Source organism: Bradyrhizobium sp. CFUWI (genome assembly GCF_056429085.1).
The window spans coordinates 604,108-620,918 of the sequence record NZ_JBWJZE010000002.1; the positions used below are offsets into that span (position 1 = coordinate 604,108).

Consider the following 16,811-nt stretch of genomic DNA (forward strand, 5'->3'; position numbering starts at 1 on the left):
CCACGATCTCTCCAGTATGGCGACAGGTGGTGGGCACGCTCCGCTTTGCCCACCCTACGAGACCGTCATCGCCGTGGCTAAGTCAGATCACATCCGCCAGCGAGTGCCCTTGCAGCTCGATGCTCAGCCCCTGCATGCCCATGTCGTTGATCTCGCCGCCCATCGCCTTCAGGCTTTCCTCGCGGATCAGCGACATCAGCCCGCGGCGTAGCGCCAGGAACTCCGACGACATCATCATCGATTGCTGCCGCGGCCGCTCCAGCGGGATCGGGATTTCCGCCTTGATCGAGCCGGGCCGCGCGGTCATGCAGTAGACGCGATCGGACAGGAAGATCGCCTCGTCGATGTCGTGGGTGACGAACAGCACCGAGATCTTGAGCCGCTGCCACATGTTGGTGAGGATCTGCTGCATGATGACGCGGGTCTGCGCGTCGAGTGCACCGAACGGCTCGTCCAGCAGCAGCACTTTCGGCCCTGTCGCCAGCGCGCGGACGATGCCGACGCGCTGCTTCATGCCGCCGGAGAGCTTTTCGGGATAGTGCTTCTCGAAGGCTTCAAGTCCGGCAAGGCCGAGCAGCGTACGTGCCGCGCGCTCGCGTTGCGATCGCGGCATGCCGCGCATCTTCAGGCCGAACTCGACGTTCTCACGCACCGTCTTCCAGGGAAACAGCGAATATTGCTGGAACACCATGCCGCGCTCGGCGCTGGGACCGTTCACGCGCTCGCCGTCAACGGTGACGATCCCGGTGGTCGGCTTGAGGAAGCCGGCGACCGCGTTGAGCAGCGTCGACTTCCCGCAGCCGGAGGGGCCGACGATCGAGACGAACTCGCCGGGCTTCACGTGGATCTGCGTGTCCGTGACGGCCTGCACCGCTCCCTCGATGGTCTCGTAGGCGAGGGAGAAGTTCTTGACCTCGATATGGCCCTTCGGTGTGCTCGCAATCGTCTCGCTCATGTCGACCTCCACGGCATCACCAATCGTCCGGCGCCTCTGATCAGGACGCTCGATCCGAGCCCGAGCACGCCGATCGCGATCATGCCGAGCGCGATGTCGGCGTACTGGACCAGCGAATAGGCTTCCCAGGTGAAGTAGCCGATGCCGTATTGACCCGAGATCATCTCGGCGGCGATCAGCGACACCCATGCGACGCCCATGCCGACCGTGAGGCCGGTGAAGATGTGCGGCAGCGAGGCCGGAAAATACACCTCGCGGAAGATCGAGCGCTCGCGCGCGCCGAGACATTGCGCGGCGCGCACCAGCACGGGATCGACCAGCGACATGCCGTGCAGGGTGTTGACCAGGATCGGGAAGAACGAGCCGAGGAAGGTGATGAAGACGATGCTCTGCTCGTTGGTCGGCCATAGCATGATCGCCATCGGCACCCAGGCGATCGCCGGGATCGGCCGCAGCACTTCCGCGACCGGGAAGATGATCTCGTGCACCAACTTGAAGCGGCCCATGATCAGACCGAGCGGCACGCCGACGATGGCGGCGAGCGAGAAGCCGATGAAGATGCGCCGGCAGCTCAGCACGATGTGCATGAGGAATTTGGGATCGTGGATCGCCTTGGTGAAGCTTGCATAGACCGCAAGCGGGGAGGGCACGTTGGTGAATCGCACGAAGAACACGACGCGATAGGTCGTGAGCAGGTGCCAGACCAGCAGGAAGGCGAGCAGCGAAATCACGCCGATCGCGGTCGCGCGCAGCCCGGCCCGATTGAGCCGGTACCAGCGCAGCGCGAGTGTGCCAAAGGAAGGCGGCGTCGTAGGCTGGGCGATCACGGCGGGCAAAGGTCCGGCCTCTGCGACGGCTGTTGCCGGCATGCTGTCCTCGGGATGTCTGAGGAGGGCGGGACTGCTCACGTTTTGCCTCCGCCGACGGCGGCCTTCACCGCGTCGTCGAAGCCGAGCACCTTGCCGCCGACCTTGGCGGCGTAGGCTTCGGCGTCCTTCTTGAGAAGGAACGGGGCGACCTCGCCGTTGCCGACCGCGAAGAACGCCTGGTCGGCGAACAGCTTGATGCCGCGCGTCGTGTCGAAGACATAGGCGACGTTGATCTTCTTGCCCTTGGCCTTGTAGTCGGCGTAAGCCCCGAGGGTGCAGGCTGCGGACGAGAAGGGCATGATGCCCGCATCATCCACCCAGACCTCGCCGGCCTTGCGCGGATCGGCGATCGGCTTCTTGCAGAAGGCATCTTCGCCGGAGATCTCGTAATTGTTCGTGCTGGCAAGCTGTGCGTCGTAGTCGAGCTTCATCTCGGCATAGGCCTTGCGGATGTAGCTGTCGTCGACCCATTTCTTCGGATCGAACTCCTTCATGCGGCCGAGATTCTGCAGCACCTTGACGTCGGTCGTGGCCGCATCGATCAGCGCCGGCTTGATCGTGGGATCGGTGGTCATGTTGCCGCTCGGCCCCAGGAAGATGTAGACGACCTCCTTGTTGATGCCGGTCCATTCCTGGATTTTTTCGGCGGCCAGCTTGGGATTGTTGCGCAACCACTGATTGGCGGCGATCAGCGCCTTGAAATAAGCGACGACGACCTCCGGGTATTTTTCCGCGAAGTCGGTGCGGACCACGATGCCGTGGAAGGTCGGCAAGTTCGTCTCGACGCCGTCGAAGATCTTTCGCGCGAAGCCGCGGAACGGCAGCAGCTCGGCGAAGGGGACGAAGTCGGCATGCGCGTCGATCTTCTTCTCCTGGAGATTGGTCGAGCCGACCTCGGGGCTCTGGCTGACGAGCTGGAAGAAGTCCGATGCGTAGCCGCGATCCTGCATCGCCTTCAGCACCATGCCGTGCGCGGCGGAGCCGAAGGGAACGCTGACAAGCTTGCCCTTGAGATCAGCGAGGTCGTAGTAGGGCGAATCCTTGTGGACCACCATGCCATTGCCCGAGCCGGACAGGCTGTAGGCGGCGATGCCCATCAGCCGGCTCTTGCTCTCGGGGTTGCTCTCAAAGGTGAAGCCGTTCACGATCAGGGGATAGTCGCCCATCATGCCGATCTGCAGCTTGTTCGCCATCATCGCATTGGTGACAGGCGGACCTGAAGTGAAGTTCTGCCACTCCAGCGCGAACTTGATGTTGGCGTATTTCCCGTCCTTGGGCAGATATTTTTCCAGAAGATGGAGCTGGCGGATGACGACGCCGGCAGTCACCGTATTGGTCGTGGTGTCCTGCGTTCCGATACCGAGCGTGACGGTTTCCGCCGAGGCCGGCTGCGTGACCAGTAGCGCCAGCGACGTCACCGACATCGCGATCGAGAGCGTGGGAAGATGGCGGACCATTCTCATCCTCATTCGGTTGGATGTGCTGTGGTTGCCATGATTGGGTGAGGGCGGGGGCAGGGCAAATCCGGAATGATGACCGCAGTCGATTAGTTGCCGGGAATAAGGTGATTGCATACTCCTTGGGCAGTCCTGCACTATAAAGCCGCTTGCCTGTGCACCGGCCTTGGTCGCAAATTCGTCTAGTCGGATGCGAGACCGCGCATCTCCTCCAGCACGTCGGTCCGGCAGACCACGATCTGCGACCGCTTGGTCTGCACGATTCCCTTTTCCTGCATGCGCTTCAGGCTGATGGTGACCCACTGCCTGGTGGCGCCGACCATGTGGGCGATGTCGGCGTGGGTGAAAGCCGCCGCGATCACGGTGCCGTCGGCGTCGTCGACGCCGTAGAGCTCGACGAGATGCAAGAGCAGATGCGCAAGGCGCTGCGTGATCGAGCGCGTCCCCAGCATCTGCGCCAGGGCCGAATAGCATTTGCCCTTGAAGGTCAGGCCCTCGATCAGGCCGATGGCAAGGTTCGGGATCTCGGCGGCAAGGGACCGCAGTTCCTTGCCGGGCAGGTGCACGACGCTGCAATTGCTCGAGGCGACGCCCGACCATTGGTGCACGGTGCCTTCGAACACTTCGGGGCCGCCGACGAAATTGCCAACATGCCAATAGGCGAGCGTAATCTCGCGCCCCTGCGGCGAGGTGTAGAACACGCGGATGCGGCCGCTCTCGATCAGCCAGATGCCGTCATGCTTGCCGCCCTGGTTGAACAGGGTCTGGCCGCGGTTCAGCACTTTTCGCCGTCCCTGTTTCAGCACCAGTTCCCGCTCGCGCGGCGACAGCTTGTCCATCAGCGGCGGCGGTCCGCCGATCCATTGCTGGTTCTCGGTGAGCAGCAGCGAGGAGCTGCCCGCGGGCCGGACTGCCGGGGGAACGGCCCCGCGAACCGCATTCGCCGCCTGCAACATCACCTGCCTCCGGAACGTTCAAATCGTTCTAAAGAAGAGCAATGTCCGTGCCAGATTCACTCCGCCGTCGTCGCCCGGCTTGCCGCCTTCGCTGAAGCTTCGGCGTGCCGAGCACTCGTGTGGGCCTCGGCGTAGCCTTAGCGGAGCCGGGACCGGGCGACCCAGTATTCCAGAGACGTCAGTGGGATACGGAAGGGCCGCGGCGTACTGGATTCCCCGCTTTCGCGGGGAATGACAGCGGAGCAGGGAGGGGCGTTCGCGCCCCTTATCGCCCCGCCAGGCTCAGCAGATACGGCTTCGGATAGATTCCCCGGTTATGCCCGTCCGAGAACGAGATGTTCAGCCCGTAGCCGAGATCGCCGATCTCGGTGATTGCAATTCCTGGAAACGTTGCCGGGAAGCGGCCGTCGAACCGGGCGCGGGTGCAGTGGGCGCATTTGCAGGAGAGGCGGAGTGTTTCGGCGGACACGCTCAGCGCATCGTCCTGCGTGGTGCGGACGAGAAGCGCGGCCAGATCGGCGCTGGCTTCATAGTCGGCCACGGTCGGCGCCACCAATGCGGTCATGGTCATGACGAACCTCCGCCTTCTATCTATGTCGACGGGGGCGTGCACGAATAGCAACTAATTGCCGGCGCGGGCTCGGCCACCGCGCTCAGTTCGATCACCGCCCCGCGAAATGGGAAACTAATCGACCGGGAAACCCACTTCCGAATTGCCGGACTCTTCTCTTGCCCTGACCTTGGCGTCATCGAGAAGGAGAGATCATGAGTGCCTTTCAGAAGGAAATGGTTCTGTCGGTTCGACACTGGACCGATTCCCTGTTCAGCTTCACCGCGACGCGCGATCCCGGCTTCCGCTTCCAGAACGGCCAGTTCGCGATGATCGGGCTCGAGGTCGAGGGCAAGCCCCTTACGCGCGCCTACAGCATGGCCAGCGCCAACCACGAGGAGGCGCTCGAATTCTTCTCGATCAAGGTGCAGGACGGCCCGCTGACCTCGCGCCTGCAGAAGATCCGGGAAGGCGACATCATCCTGGTCGGCCGCAAGGCGACGGGCACGCTGATCACGGGCAATCTCATTCCGGGAAAGCGCCTGCTGCTGCTCTCGACAGGCACGGGCCTTGCGCCCTTCGCCAGCCTGATCAAGGACCCCGACGTCTACGAGAATTACGAGACGATCGTGCTCGCCCATGGTTGCCGCCAGGTCCCCGAGCTCGCCTATGGCGAAAATGTCGTCGAAAGCCTGCGCGACCACGAATTCTTCGGACCGCTGATCCGCGACAAGCTGGTCTACTACCCGACCGTGACGCGCGAGCCGTTCCGGAACCGCGGCCGCATCACCGATCTGATCGCCTCGAACCAGCTGTTCGAGGACGTCGGGCTATCAGGCCTCGATATCGAGACCGACCGCATCATGCTGTGCGGCAGCCCCGCGATGCTGGAAGAGCTTCACGCGATGTTCTCGGCGCGCGGCTTCGTCGAGGGCAATCACAGCCGGCCCGGCCATTTCGTGATCGAGAAGGCCTTTGTCGAGCGCTGAGGCGCAAATCGCGCTCCGGCGACAACTAATTGCTATCGCCGCGAAGCCCTCTGAACAACTCTGACGCAAAGGCGCCGGGATCGGCGAACCAGGAGCAAGTGATGGCACTAGATCAGATCGTCGACGGACTTTCGGAGGTTTCCTGCGATGTGCTGGTGATCGGCGGCGGCACGGCCGGCCCGATGGCGGCGCTGAAGGCGAAGCTGAAGAACCCGAAGGCCAACGTCGTCCTGCTCGAAAAGGCCAACGTCAAGCGCTCCGGCGCGATCTCGATGGGCATGGACGGGCTGAACAACGCCGTCATCCCCGGCTATGCGACGCCGGAGCAGTACACCAAGGAAATCACCATCGCCAATGACGGCATCGTCGACCAGAAGGCGGTCTATAAATACGCCCAGAATTGCTACAAGATCATCGAGGAGCTCGACAGCTTCGGCATCCGATTCCTGAAGAACGAGAACGGAGACTACGCCGTCAAGAAGGTGCACCACATCGGCACCTATGTGCTGCCGATGCCGAACGGTGAGACCGTGAAAAAGGCGCTCTATCGCCAGCTCCGCCGCGCCCGCATCCTGATCTCCAACCGCTACATGGCGACGCGGCTGCTGAAATCGTCGGACGGCCGCATCGCCGGCGCGGTGAGCGTCAACACCCGTACTGCCGAGATGCTGGTGATCAAGGCCAAGGCCGTAATCCTCTGCATGGGCGCCGCCGGCCGCCTCGGCCTGCCGACCTCGGGCTACATGTTCGGCACTTATGAGAACGCCGCCAATTCCGGCGACGGCTACGCCATGGCCTATCATGCCGGCGCCGCGCTCGCGAACCTCGAATGCTTCCAGATCAATCCGCTGATCAAGGACTATAACGGCCCGGCCTGCGCCTATGTCGCCGGTCCCTTCGGCGCGTATACGGCGAATAACGAGGGATCGCGCTTCATCGAATGCGACTACTGGTCGGGCCAGATGATGCTGGAGTTCTACAACGAGCTCTTGTCCGGCAAGGGCCCGGTGTTCCTTCAGCTCAAGCATCTGCATCCGGACACCATCTCGGAGATCGAATCCACGCTGCACAAGGTGGAGCGGCCGACGCGCGGGCTGTTCCAGCAAGGACGGGGCGTCGACTACCGCAGCGAGTCGATCGAGATGCACATTTCCGAGATCGGCTTCTGCTCGGGCCATAGTGCCTCCGGCGTGTTCGTCGATGACAATGCGCGCACCACCGTGCCCGGTCTCTACGCCGCCGGCGACATGGCGAGCGTGCCGCACAATTACATGCTCGGCGCTTTCACCAACGGCTCGGTCGCGGGCATCGACGCGATGGATTTCGCCGACAGCCATGATTTCGCGGAGTTTGATGCGGCCGATGTCGCGATGGAGCGCGACCGCGTGATGGCGCCGACGAAGCGCGAGGACGGCATTCCGCCCAACCAGGTCGAATACAAGACCCGTCGTCTGGTCAATGATTATCTCCAGCCGCCGAAAGTCACGCGCAAATACGAGCTCGGCATGCGCCGCCTCGCCGAGGCGCGGGAGGACATGCAGGAGCGCATGATCGCGCGCAACGCGCACGAGCTGCTCCGCGCGCTCGAAGTGCAGTCGATCATGGACTGCGCCGACATGGCCGCGCACGCCTCGCTCTACCGCGAGGAAAGCCGCTGGGGCCTCTATCACTGGCGCACCGACTTTCCGGAGAAGGACAACCAGAACTGGTTCTGCCACACCCTTCTGAGCAAGCAGGACGGCAAGATGACCAGCGCGAAGCGCGCGGTCGAGCCCTATGTCGTGCCGATCGCCGACGACGAGAAAGATCTCTACGACAAGCAGCGCATCCGCGCCTCCGCCTGATCCACCGCGCATAAGCAACAGGAGACATCAAATGCCTCTCGCGTCCTATCAGACATCGGTTCCGGTGGTCGTCGACGACGCCAAATGCATTGCGGACAAGGGCTGCACCGTCTGCGTCGACGTCTGCCCGCTCGACGTTTTGCGCATCAGCGACATGACCAACAAGGCCTACATGGCCTATGATGAGTGCTGGTACTGCATGCCCTGCGAGGCAGATTGCCCGACCGGCGCCGTCACCGTCAACATTCCCTATTTGTTGAGGTGATCATGTCGAGCCCGTTCGAATCCTACGACGATTTGGAGGACGCCGACGAGCGCCTCCAGGCGGCCGATCCCGCCGAACGCCGCGTCGCCATCATCGCGCTCGGCCATTCCGGCGATCCCGCAGCCGTCGCGCATCTCGCCAACATGGTGGCCGATCCCGACGCCGGCGTGCGCCAGCAAGTGGCGATGGCGCTCGGCGAGTTCGACGGGCCCGAGGCCGCAAGCGCGCTGGTCAAGCTGCTTGTCGACCCTGAAAGGATCGTCGCGGCGGCCGCGGCCGACAGCATGGCCGAGTTCAAGGATCCTGCCTGCGCAGACGTGATCCTGCCCCTGGTCCGGCACGCCCACGCCTTCGTCCGCATGGGCGCGCTGCGTGCGCTCAAGGAATTGCGGTGCAAGGACACGCTGAAGCCGGCGCTGGAAGCGCTTCAGGACACTGACGCCGCCGTGCGCGTGCAGGCGATCGGCGTGATCGGCTTCCTCAAGCTGGAGGAATCCATCCCCGCGCTGACCGCGCTGATCAACGATCCCGACGCCCATGTCCGCCGTGCCGCCGTGAGCGCGCTGGCGTTCTCGCAGATGAAGCCGGCGGCCGAGACCATCACCCGTGCGCTGAAGGATTCGGACTGGATGGTGCGTGAGATGGCCGCGGAGACGCTGGGTCTAAACGTCAATGGCACGATCGCGGCGGATCAGCTCGTCGCTTGCCTCGCGGACGAGTTCTGGCAGGTGCGGCTGAAAGCGATCCGCAGTCTCGGGAGGATGAAGATCGAACGTGCGGTGCGGCCGATCGGCAACTGCGTCAATCACGACCAGGCCAACCTGCGCAAGGAAGCGGCCGCCGCGCTCGGCGAAATCGCCCATCCCGACGGCGAGGCGTTCCTCGCCGTGATCGCTGACGATCCCGATCCCGATGTCCGCAAGAATGCGCGTTGGGCGCTGCAGCAGATCGCGGCGCGAAAGGCGCGGGCGGGGACATAGCGGCTGTTCGCGGCCGCTCTGGACTTCCCCCGCCAGACGTTTATTGGTCTTCGCCAATGGGATCGGCGGCTGCAAAAGCAGCTGGTCCTTAGAAACAGCGAGGGCGCGGCCATGACGACATTGACGGTGAAGGATCTTCTCCCCGAGGATGGAACGAAAGGGACGCTGGTCGGCCGCGTCTGGCTGCCGCAGGTGAACGGTCCTGCCGTCGTTGCCGTGCGCGGTGATGGCGTGTTCGACGTCACGGCAAGATTTCCGACCGTCAGCGCACTGTGTGAGGAAGACGATCCGGCCAAGGCGCTCAGCTCGACGAAGGGCGAGCGCATCGGCGATCTCGACGCCATCGTGGCCAACACGGCACCCGATGGGCGTGATCCGAAGAAGCCTTGGTTGCTCGCCCCGGTCGATCTCCAGACCCTGAAGGCGGCCGGCGTCACCTTCGCCATCTCGATGCTGGAGCGTGTGATTGAGGAGCGCGCCAAGGGCAATCCGGCATCGGCCGAGGCGATCCGCAAGGAGGTGACGCGGCTGATCGGCGACGATCTGTCGAAGCTCAAGCCGGGCTCCGATCAGGCCATGCACCTGAAGCAGGTGCTGATCGATCAGAACGCCTGGAGCCAGTATCTCGAAGTCGGCATCGGCCCCGATGCCGAGGTCTTCACCAAAGCCCCGACCATGTCCTCCGTCGGCACCGGCATGGATGCGGGCCTGCACCCGAAATCAACCTGGAACAATCCCGAGCCTGAGCTCGTGCTGTTCGTCTCCAGCCGCGGCAAGATCGTCGGCGGTGCACTCGGCAACGATGTCAATCTGCGCGACTTCGAGGGCCGCTCGGCGCTGCTGCTGTCGAAGGCCAAGGACAACAACGCCTCCTGTTCGATCGGCCCTTTGCTGCGCCTGTTCGACGACACCTTCACGCTCGACGATGCGCGCAAGCTCGACATCAGCCTGAACGTGAAGGGCACGGACGGCTTCGTTCTCGACGGCCATTCCTCGATCAGCAAGATCAGCCGCGACCCGACCGACCTCGTCGCGCAGACCATCGGCAAGATCCATCAATACCCCGACGGCTTCGTGCTGTTCCTCGGGACGATGTTCGCGCCCGTGAAGGATCGCGATGCGCCGGGGCAGGGCTTCACCCACAAGCGCGACGACATCGTCACGATCGCCGCGCCCCAGCTCGGCAAGCTCGTCAACCGCATGCGCACCAGCGACGAGTGCGAGCCCTGGACCTTCGGCATCGGCGCGCTGATGAAGAACCTGGCGCAGCGCAAGCTGATCTAGCTCGCTCCAGTCCCAGCTCGCCTAGCGAATTTACGGAAGTCGTCATGCCCGGGCTCGTCCCGGGCATTCACGTTCTTCGTGCCGCGCGGCAAGACGTGGATGGCCGGGACAAGCCCGGCCATGACGGCGGCTGTCCCACCACCCCACACGACTGCGTTCATCTTCTCGTTGCATAACTGTAATAAAGTCGCGCTTGGCGTGTTATAGAGCCGCGCGCTGCCCCTGACGCGCTTTTCCACCAAATAGTCAAATAATATGACTAGTCGGAACCGATCTTCCATGAAATAGTGCCTTCCGCCGCCTCAAAGGGACGGCCTGCGGGTGCCATGCTACCAATTGGCGCCCCGGATAACATCTTTTGGGAGACACGCCTGATGATCCTCAAAGCCCTCTTTGCGGCCAGCGCCACCGCCGCGCTGCTGCTCGCGTTGCCCGCCAATGCCGGCCAGCTCACCATCGGTTTCTCGCAGATCGGATCGGAATCCGGCTGGCGCGCAGCCGAAACTTCGGTTTCCAAGCAGGAGGCCGCCAAGCGCCAGGTCAATCTCAAGATCGCCGACGCGCAGCAGAAGCAGGAGAACCAGATCAAGGCGATCCGCTCCTTCATCGCGCAGAACGTCGATGCGATCTTCCTCGCGCCGGTCGTCTCGACGGGGTGGGATTCGGTGCTGAAGGAAGCCAAGGAGGCCAAGATCCCGGTCGTGCTGCTCGACCGCGACATCGATCCCTCCGGCAAGGAGCTCTATCTCACCGCCGTCACCTCGGACAGCGTGCATGAAGGCGAAGTGGCAGGCGACTGGCTCGCCAAGACCGTCGGCAGCAAGCCCTGCAACATCGTCGAATTGCAAGGCACCGTCGGTGCCAGTGTCGCGACCAACCGCAAGAAGGGGTTCGATACCGCCATCGCCAAGCACGCGAACCTGAAGGTGGTGCGCAGCCAGACCGGCGACTTCACCCGCGCCAAGGGCAAGGAGGTGATGGAGAGCTTCATCAAGGCCGAAGGCGGCGGCAAGTCGATCTGCGCGGTCTATGCGCACAACGACGACATGATGGTCGGCGCGATCCAGGCGATGAAAGAGGCCGGCCTCAAGCCCGGCAAGGACATCCTCACCGTCTCGATCGACGCGGTGCCCGACATCTTCAAGGCGATGGTCGCCGGCGAAGCCAACGCCACGGTCGAGCTGACGCCGAACATGGCGGGGCCGGCGCTCGATGTCGTCGCGGCCTTCAAGGACAAGGGCACGGTTCCGCCGAAGTGGATCCAGACCGAATCCAAGCTCTATACAGCCGCCGATGATCCGCAGAAGATCTACGACAGCAAGAAGGGTCTGGGTTACTGAAGCGGGCTTCGCCGGACCGCGCCTTGCGGTCCGGCACCCCTCTTCGCAACCGCTGCGCGAACGAATAGGCTGGGTGTCCGCAAGGTCGGCGGGCGCCGGTGGGAGTGACGTCGCCATGGAGAACAGCCCCGATTCTGCTCCTCCTCTCCTGGAGGTGCGCGGGATCAGCAAGAGCTTCGGCGCCGTGCGCGCGCTGCAGGAGGTCGACTTCACGCTGCGCGCCGGCGAAATCCACGCGCTGCTCGGCGAGAACGGTGCCGGCAAGTCGACGCTGATCAAGGTCGTCACTGGCGTGTTCCCGCGCGATGCCGGCGTTGTCCGAATCGGTGGTGAAGACATCGCGCCGCGCTCGGCCAAGGCCGCGGTGGCCGCGGGAATCGCCACCGTCTACCAGGAAGTCAATTTGCTGCCGAACCTCTCCGTGGCGCAGAACCTGTTTCTTGACCGCCAGCCGATGCGCTTCGGCATCGTGCGCGAAGGCGAGATGCGGCGTCGCGCCAAGGCGCTGCTCGCGGATTTCGGTCTTGACATCGACGTCGCCGCACCGCTCGGCAGCTATTCGGTGGCCGTGCAGCACGTCACCGCGATCGCCCGCGCGGTGGATCTCTCCGCGCGGGTGCTGATTCTGGACGAGCCGACCGCGAGCCTCGACCGTCACGAGGTCGAGATCCTGTTCGGCATCATGCGGCAACTGACGAAGCGCGGCATCGGCATCGTCTTCGTCAGCCATTTTCTGGACCAGGTCTACGAGATCTCCGACCGCATCACCGTCTTGCGCAATGGCCGCCTGGTCGGCGAGCGCGAGACCGCCTCGCTGCCGCGGCTCGAGCTGATCCGAATGATGCTCGGCCGCGAGTTGGCGGAGACCACCAGCGAACGGGCGGCGGCGAGTGAACATCAAGCGCGCGAGGTCTGCGCGAGCTTCGAGGGTTACGGCAAGGTCGGTTATGTCGCGCCGTTCAATCTCGAGCTGCGCCATGGCGAGGTCGTTGGCCTTGCCGGCCTGCTCGGCTCGGGCCGCACCGAGACGGCGCGGCTCGTGTTCGGCGCCGAGCGCGCCGATCGCGGGCAGGTGAGGGTGGAGGGCGCACCGGTCCGGCTGCAGTCGCCCCGCGACGGCGTTCGTCATGGCTTCGGCTATTGCCCGGAGGAGCGCAAGACCGACGGCATCGTCGCCGAGCTCACCGTGCGCGAGAACATCGTGCTCGCGCTTCAGGCCAAGCGTGGCCTGCATCGGCCGCTGTCGCGCCGCGAGCAGGACGAGATCGCGCGCCGCTATGTCAAGATGCTCGACATCCGTCCGGCTGATCCCGAACGTCCCGTCGGCCTGTTGTCCGGGGGCAATCAGCAGAAAGTGCTGCTGGCGCGGTGGCTTGCGACCTCGCCGCGGCTCCTCGTGCTGGACGAGCCGACCCGCGGCATCGACGTCGGGGCGCATGCCGAGATCATCCGCCTGATCCGCGAGCTCTGCGACGACGGCTTGTCGCTGCTCGTGATCTCCTCCGAGCTCGACGAGATCGTGACCTATTCGGACCGCGTCGTCGTGTTGCGCGACCGCGCCCATGTCGAGGAGCTCGCGGGCGAGGCGATCGACGTCGGCAACATTCTCGCAGCCATTGCAGCCGATGGCGCTGCGGTTGCGCATGAGGCCCACGCATGACAGCGCTGCTGCCGCGCCGCGGCCTTGCCCAGATCCTGGCGCTGATCGTCATCCTCGCGGTCGACCGCATGGTGTCGCCGCAATTCTTCGACCTGCGCCTGCAGGACGGCCGTCTCTTCGGTAGCCTGATCGACGTGCTCAACCGCGGCACGCCGGTGGCGCTGCTCTCGCTGGGCATGGTGCTGGTGATCGCAACGCGCGGCATCGATCTGTCGGTCGGCGCGGTGATGGCGATCTCAGGCGCAATCGCGGCGAGCCTTGCCGACACACACGGCCTGCCGGTGGTGCTCGCGGCTGCCCTTGGTGCCGGGCTCGTCTGCGGATTGTGGAACGGATTTCTCGTCGCCGTGCTGGGCATGCAGCCGATCGTGGCGACGCTGATCCTGATGGTGGCAGGGCGCGGCATCGCCCAGCTCATCACCGAAGGGCGCATCGTCACCTTCAGTTCGCCAGACCTGGTCTGGCTCGGGAATGGCTCGGTGCTCGGCCTGCCGGTCCCGGTCGTGATCGCCCTGGGCATGCTAATCCTCACCGGCGCGGTGGTGCGCGGCTCGGCGCTCGGTCTTCTGATCGAGGCGACGGGCGGAAATGCGCGCGCGAGCGAGCTTGCCGGCGTTGGCACCCGTGCGATGATCCTGTCGGTCTATGTCTGGTGCGGCGTCTGCGCCGCCCTCGCGGGCGTGATCGCGGCCGCCGACATCATGGGAGCGGATGCCAACAATGCCGGCCTTTGGCTCGAGCTCGATGCGATCCTGGCCGTGGTGATCGGCGGCACCTCGCTGTTCGGCGGCCGTTTCAGCCTCGTGCTGGCCGTGCTCGGCGCGCTGATCATCCAGACCATGAACACCGGCATTTTGCTGTCCGGCTATCCGCCGGAGTTCAACCTGCTGGTCAAGGCGGTGGTGGTGCTCGCGGTGCTGCTGCTGCAATCGCCGAAGCTGCCCGGCATTGCCGGTGTGGTGACGCGGCTGCGGAGGACGAAAGCATGAGAGGCTTGCCGCCTGCCCTCATTACGGCGATCGTGCTGGTCGCGGGCTTCGCGGCCTGCGCGGTGCAGTTTCCCAACATCGCATCGACCCGCGTCGTCGGCAATCTCCTCACCGACAACGCCTTCCTCGGCATCGTCGCGACCGGCATGACCTTCGTCATCATCTCCGGCGGCATCGATCTGTCGGTCGGCTCGGTGATAGGCTTCACCACCGTGTTCGTCGCGCTCGCGATCGAGCGCTGGGGCATGCCGCCGCTGGTCGCCTTCGTCGCCATTCTCGTGCTCTCGGCGGCCTTCGGTGCGGCGATGGGCGCCGTGATCCACGTCTTCGATTTGCCACCGTTCATCGTGACGCTTGCCGGCATGTTCCTGGCGCGCGGCGCGAGCTTCCTGCTCTCCACTGAATCGGTGCCGATCACGGCGCCGGTCTATTCCACCGTGTCCGATTTCGCGCTGCGGATGCCCGGCGGGGGGCGATTGACGGCGATTGCGATCATCATGCTCGCGATCGTGATCGGCGGCGCCCTGCTGCTGCATCTCACCCGGTTCGGCGCCAACGTCTATGCGCTCGGCGGCAGCCGGGCGACCGCAAGCCTGATGGGCGTTGCCGTCGGCAAGATGACGGTGAAGATCTACATGCTGTCGAGCCTGCTGGCGGGCATCGCCGGCATCGTCTTCTCCTTCTACACCAGCGCCGGCTATTCGCTCTCGGCCGTCGGCGTCGAGCTCGACACCATCGCCGCCGTCGTGATCGGCGGCACCCTGCTCACGGGCGGGCAGGGCTCGGTGATCGGCACCTTCCTCGGCGTGCTGATCCAGGGGCTGATCCAGACCTACATCAATTTCGACGGCACGCTGTCGAGCTGGTGGACCAAGATCGCGACCGGAATCCTGCTGTTCGCCTTCATCGCCTTGCAGCAGGGGCTGGTCGCGCTCGCGCGCCGGCCGGCGACGAAGAGCGCAGGAGCCACCACATGACCTCGCGCATCGTCATCATCCCGACGCGGCGGGCCCACTCCAACCATGCGGAGGTCGCCCGCTCGATCGGCATCGACATCATCGCCGGACGTTACGCGGAGGGGACGCGCCTGCCGGGCGACGCCGAGATGATTGCGATGTTCGGCGTGTCGCGGCCGGTGCTGCGCGAGAGCGTGAAGACCCTCGTCGCCAAGGGGCTGCTCACCACCAAGGCGCGCGTCGGCACCGTCGTGCGCGAGCGTGGCGCCTGGAACATGTTCGACGCCGACGTGCTGGCCTGGCATCTGGACGCCGGCATCGACAAGCGTTTCCTGAACGATCTCGCCGAGATCCGACTTGCGGTCGAGCCGCGCGCGGCGATGCTGGCGGCAACGCGGCGGTCCGAGCGGGATCTTGCCGAACTCCGGCAAAGCATGGAGCTGATGCGACACGAAGCGTCCGACTCGGTCGGCTTTGCCGATGCCGACCTCGCGCTTCACGTCGGGGTGGCGCGCGCCTCCGGCAATCTGTTCATGCGCTCGATCGGCCATGTCATCGAAGCGGCGCTGAGGACGTCGTTCCTGCTCAGCGCCCCGGTCGAGCCGGAGGACCGCGACACGGTGCTGCTGTGGCACCAGAACATCGTCGATGCGATCGCGGCGGGCGATCCCGAGGCCGCCTCGGAGGCGATGGTCTTCGTCATTCACAACGGCATGCACCGCCATGAAGATACGGTCATCGAGACCGCAGCGGCCGAGACGGTGCCATCGGCCGAATCTGGAGAGGGATCGTGACGGAACTTCGCATCGCCATCGTCGGCTTCGGCAAGATCGCGCGTGACCAGCACGTCGGCGCAATTGCCGCGGTGCCGGGCGCGACGCTGTCGGCGATTGCCAGCCGCAATGCTTCGCTGCCGGGGCTGCCCCACTTCGCCACCATCGAGGAACTGCTGGAGAAAGGCCCGCCGATCGACGCCGTGTCGCTCTGCACGCCGCCGCAGGTGAGGCGCGCGCAGGCGGCCGCGGCGCTCGCTGCCGGCAAGCATGTCATGCTGGAGAAACCGCCGGGCGCCGGCGTGGTCGAGCTCGATCCGCTGATCGAATTGGCGGCGGAGGCAAAGCGAACGCTGTTTGCGACCTGGCATTCGCGCCATGCGCCGGCGGTCGAGCCCGCGCGACAATGGCTCGCCGAGCGACGCATCAAATCGGTGCACATCAGCTGGAAGGAGGATGTCCGCGTCTGGCATCCCGGTCAGAGCTGGATCTGGGAACCAGGCGGACTTGGCGTGTTCGATCCCGGCATCAACGCGTTGTCGATCCTGACCAAAATCCTGCCCAGGCCGGTGTTCGTCACCGCGGCCGAGCTTGCCTTTCCCGCCAACCGCCAGGCGCCGATCGCTGCGAACCTGACCCTGACCGACATTGGCGGCCTGCCTGTGACCGCCGAGTTCGACTTTCGCCAGACCGGGCCGCAAAGCTGGGATATCGTCGTCGATACTGATCGCGGCCGGATGACCTTGTCCAGCGGGGGTGCGCGCATGGCCATTGACGACAAGGTTCTTGCCGAAGCCCCCGATGAGGAATATCGCGGGCTCTACCGGCGCTTCGTCGAGCTCGCGGCGACCGGCGCAAGCGACGTCGATCTGACACCGCTACGTCTCGTCGCCGACGCCTTCCTGCTCGGCAAGCGCACAATTGTCGAACCGTTCGTGGATTAG

General features: G+C 64.7%; 16 protein-coding genes. 11 read left to right on the forward strand and 5 right to left on the reverse strand.

The genetic code is table 11. The features are described from left to right. Positions 1-82: 82 nt before the first annotated feature. The 5 genes from AC066S_RS06550 to AC066S_RS06570 all read right to left on the reverse strand — a co-directional run bounded on the left by AC066S_RS06550 (position 83) and on the right by AC066S_RS06570 (position 4,808). Positions 83-955, reverse strand: coding sequence for an ABC transporter ATP-binding protein (locus tag AC066S_RS06550; RefSeq protein WP_478269228.1), 873 nt, complete (start codon positions 953-955; stop codon positions 83-85). Continuing rightward, positions 952-1,863 carry an ABC transporter permease gene (locus tag AC066S_RS06555; RefSeq protein ID WP_478269229.1) on the reverse strand — a complete coding sequence of 304 codons (912 nt, stop codon included), beginning with the start codon at positions 1,861-1,863 and terminating at the stop codon, positions 952-954. The genes AC066S_RS06550 and AC066S_RS06555 overlap by 4 nt, the downstream gene beginning before the upstream one ends. Next, a complete protein-coding gene (locus AC066S_RS06560; RefSeq protein WP_478269230.1) occupies positions 1,860-3,281 on the reverse strand; it encodes an ABC transporter substrate-binding protein in 1,422 nt (473 codons plus the stop codon). Before AC066S_RS06560 ends, AC066S_RS06555 begins: the two co-directional genes overlap by 4 nt. 182 nt (positions 3,282-3,463) lie before the next feature. After that, complete coding sequence (locus tag AC066S_RS06565; RefSeq protein ID WP_205680459.1) at positions 3,464-4,237, reverse strand: Crp/Fnr family transcriptional regulator; 774 nt, start codon at positions 4,235-4,237, stop codon at positions 3,464-3,466. 265 nt (positions 4,238-4,502) lie between these two features. Beyond that, positions 4,503-4,808, reverse strand: coding sequence for a gamma-butyrobetaine hydroxylase-like domain-containing protein (locus AC066S_RS06570; RefSeq protein ID WP_126256037.1), 306 nt, complete (start codon positions 4,806-4,808; stop codon positions 4,503-4,505). Positions 4,809-5,002: 194 nt separating this feature from the next. Between AC066S_RS06570 and AC066S_RS06575 the strand changes: the two genes are divergently transcribed. The 11 genes from AC066S_RS06575 to AC066S_RS06625 all read left to right on the forward strand — a co-directional run bounded on the left by AC066S_RS06575 (position 5,003) and on the right by AC066S_RS06625 (position 16,811). Further along, positions 5,003-5,776, forward strand: a complete 774-nt coding sequence (locus AC066S_RS06575; RefSeq protein WP_478269231.1) for a ferredoxin--NADP reductase — start codon at positions 5,003-5,005, stop codon at positions 5,774-5,776. A 101-nt stretch (positions 5,777-5,877) separates the two neighbouring features. Further along, on the forward strand, positions 5,878-7,620 hold the full coding sequence (locus AC066S_RS06580) for a fumarate reductase/succinate dehydrogenase flavoprotein subunit (protein ID WP_478269232.1): 1,743 nt from the start codon (positions 5,878-5,880) through the stop codon (positions 7,618-7,620). Between the two features lie 31 nt (positions 7,621-7,651). Then, on the forward strand, positions 7,652-7,885 hold the full coding sequence (locus AC066S_RS06585) for a 4Fe-4S dicluster domain-containing protein (RefSeq protein ID WP_007593252.1): 234 nt from the start codon (positions 7,652-7,654) through the stop codon (positions 7,883-7,885). Positions 7,886-7,887: 2 nt separating this feature from the next. Continuing rightward, positions 7,888-8,865 (forward strand): HEAT repeat domain-containing protein, encoded by a 978-nt coding sequence (locus AC066S_RS06590; protein WP_478269233.1) that lies wholly within the window; start codon positions 7,888-7,890, stop codon positions 8,863-8,865. A gap of 111 nt (positions 8,866-8,976) precedes the next feature. After that, on the forward strand, positions 8,977-10,149 hold the full coding sequence (locus AC066S_RS06595) for a fumarylacetoacetate hydrolase family protein (RefSeq protein ID WP_478269234.1): 1,173 nt from the start codon (positions 8,977-8,979) through the stop codon (positions 10,147-10,149). A 374-nt stretch (positions 10,150-10,523) separates the two neighbouring features. Then, entirely contained in the window at positions 10,524-11,489 is a 966-nt protein-coding gene (gene ytfQ, locus AC066S_RS06600) for a galactofuranose ABC transporter, galactofuranose-binding protein YtfQ (protein WP_126256032.1), read from the forward strand. A 115-nt stretch (positions 11,490-11,604) separates the two neighbouring features. Further along, positions 11,605-13,149, forward strand: a complete 1,545-nt coding sequence (locus AC066S_RS06605; protein WP_164718429.1) for a sugar ABC transporter ATP-binding protein — start codon at positions 11,605-11,607, stop codon at positions 13,147-13,149. Continuing rightward, on the forward strand, positions 13,146-14,138 hold the full coding sequence (locus tag AC066S_RS06610; protein WP_135168235.1) for an ABC transporter permease: 993 nt from the start codon (positions 13,146-13,148) through the stop codon (positions 14,136-14,138). The genes AC066S_RS06605 and AC066S_RS06610 overlap by 4 nt, the downstream gene beginning before the upstream one ends. Then, positions 14,135-15,115 (forward strand): galactofuranose ABC transporter, permease protein YjfF, encoded by a 981-nt coding sequence (gene yjfF / locus AC066S_RS06615; protein WP_478269235.1) that lies wholly within the window; start codon positions 14,135-14,137, stop codon positions 15,113-15,115. Before AC066S_RS06610 ends, yjfF begins: the two co-directional genes overlap by 4 nt. Continuing rightward, on the forward strand, positions 15,112-15,888 hold the full coding sequence (locus AC066S_RS06620) for a FadR/GntR family transcriptional regulator (RefSeq protein ID WP_135168237.1): 777 nt from the start codon (positions 15,112-15,114) through the stop codon (positions 15,886-15,888). Before yjfF ends, AC066S_RS06620 begins: the two co-directional genes overlap by 4 nt. Continuing rightward, positions 15,885-16,811 carry a Gfo/Idh/MocA family protein gene (locus AC066S_RS06625; protein ID WP_478269236.1) on the forward strand — a complete coding sequence of 309 codons (927 nt, stop codon included), beginning with the start codon at positions 15,885-15,887 and terminating at the stop codon, positions 16,809-16,811. Before AC066S_RS06620 ends, AC066S_RS06625 begins: the two co-directional genes overlap by 4 nt.

What these genes read in the sequence shown, in the direction of transcription:
- AC066S_RS06620 (WP_135168237.1), top strand. Translation starts at nt 15,112, where the DNA reads ATGACCTCGCGCATCGTCATCATCCCGACGCGGCGGGCCCACTCCAAC.
- AC066S_RS06550 (WP_478269228.1), bottom strand. Translation starts at nt 955, where the DNA reads ATGAGCGAGACGATTGCGAGCACACCGAAGGGCCATATCGAGGTCAAG.
- AC066S_RS06605 (WP_164718429.1), top strand. Translation starts at nt 11,605, where the DNA reads ATGGAGAACAGCCCCGATTCTGCTCCTCCTCTCCTGGAGGTGCGCGGG.
- AC066S_RS06565 (WP_205680459.1), bottom strand. Translation starts at nt 4,237, where the DNA reads ATGTTGCAGGCGGCGAATGCGGTTCGCGGGGCCGTTCCCCCGGCAGTC.
- AC066S_RS06595 (WP_478269234.1), top strand. Translation starts at nt 8,977, where the DNA reads ATGACGACATTGACGGTGAAGGATCTTCTCCCCGAGGATGGAACGAAA.
- AC066S_RS06570 (WP_126256037.1), bottom strand. Translation starts at nt 4,808, where the DNA reads ATGACCATGACCGCATTGGTGGCGCCGACCGTGGCCGACTATGAAGCC.
- AC066S_RS06580 (WP_478269232.1), top strand. Translation starts at nt 5,878, where the DNA reads ATGGCACTAGATCAGATCGTCGACGGACTTTCGGAGGTTTCCTGCGAT.
- yjfF (WP_478269235.1), top strand. Translation starts at nt 14,135, where the DNA reads ATGAGAGGCTTGCCGCCTGCCCTCATTACGGCGATCGTGCTGGTCGCG.
- AC066S_RS06610 (WP_135168235.1), top strand. Translation starts at nt 13,146, where the DNA reads ATGACAGCGCTGCTGCCGCGCCGCGGCCTTGCCCAGATCCTGGCGCTG.
- AC066S_RS06585 (WP_007593252.1), top strand. Translation starts at nt 7,652, where the DNA reads ATGCCTCTCGCGTCCTATCAGACATCGGTTCCGGTGGTCGTCGACGAC.
- AC066S_RS06560 (WP_478269230.1), bottom strand. Translation starts at nt 3,281, where the DNA reads ATGGTCCGCCATCTTCCCACGCTCTCGATCGCGATGTCGGTGACGTCG.
- AC066S_RS06575 (WP_478269231.1), top strand. Translation starts at nt 5,003, where the DNA reads ATGAGTGCCTTTCAGAAGGAAATGGTTCTGTCGGTTCGACACTGGACC.
- AC066S_RS06590 (WP_478269233.1), top strand. Translation starts at nt 7,888, where the DNA reads ATGTCGAGCCCGTTCGAATCCTACGACGATTTGGAGGACGCCGACGAG.
- ytfQ (WP_126256032.1), top strand. Translation starts at nt 10,524, where the DNA reads ATGATCCTCAAAGCCCTCTTTGCGGCCAGCGCCACCGCCGCGCTGCTG.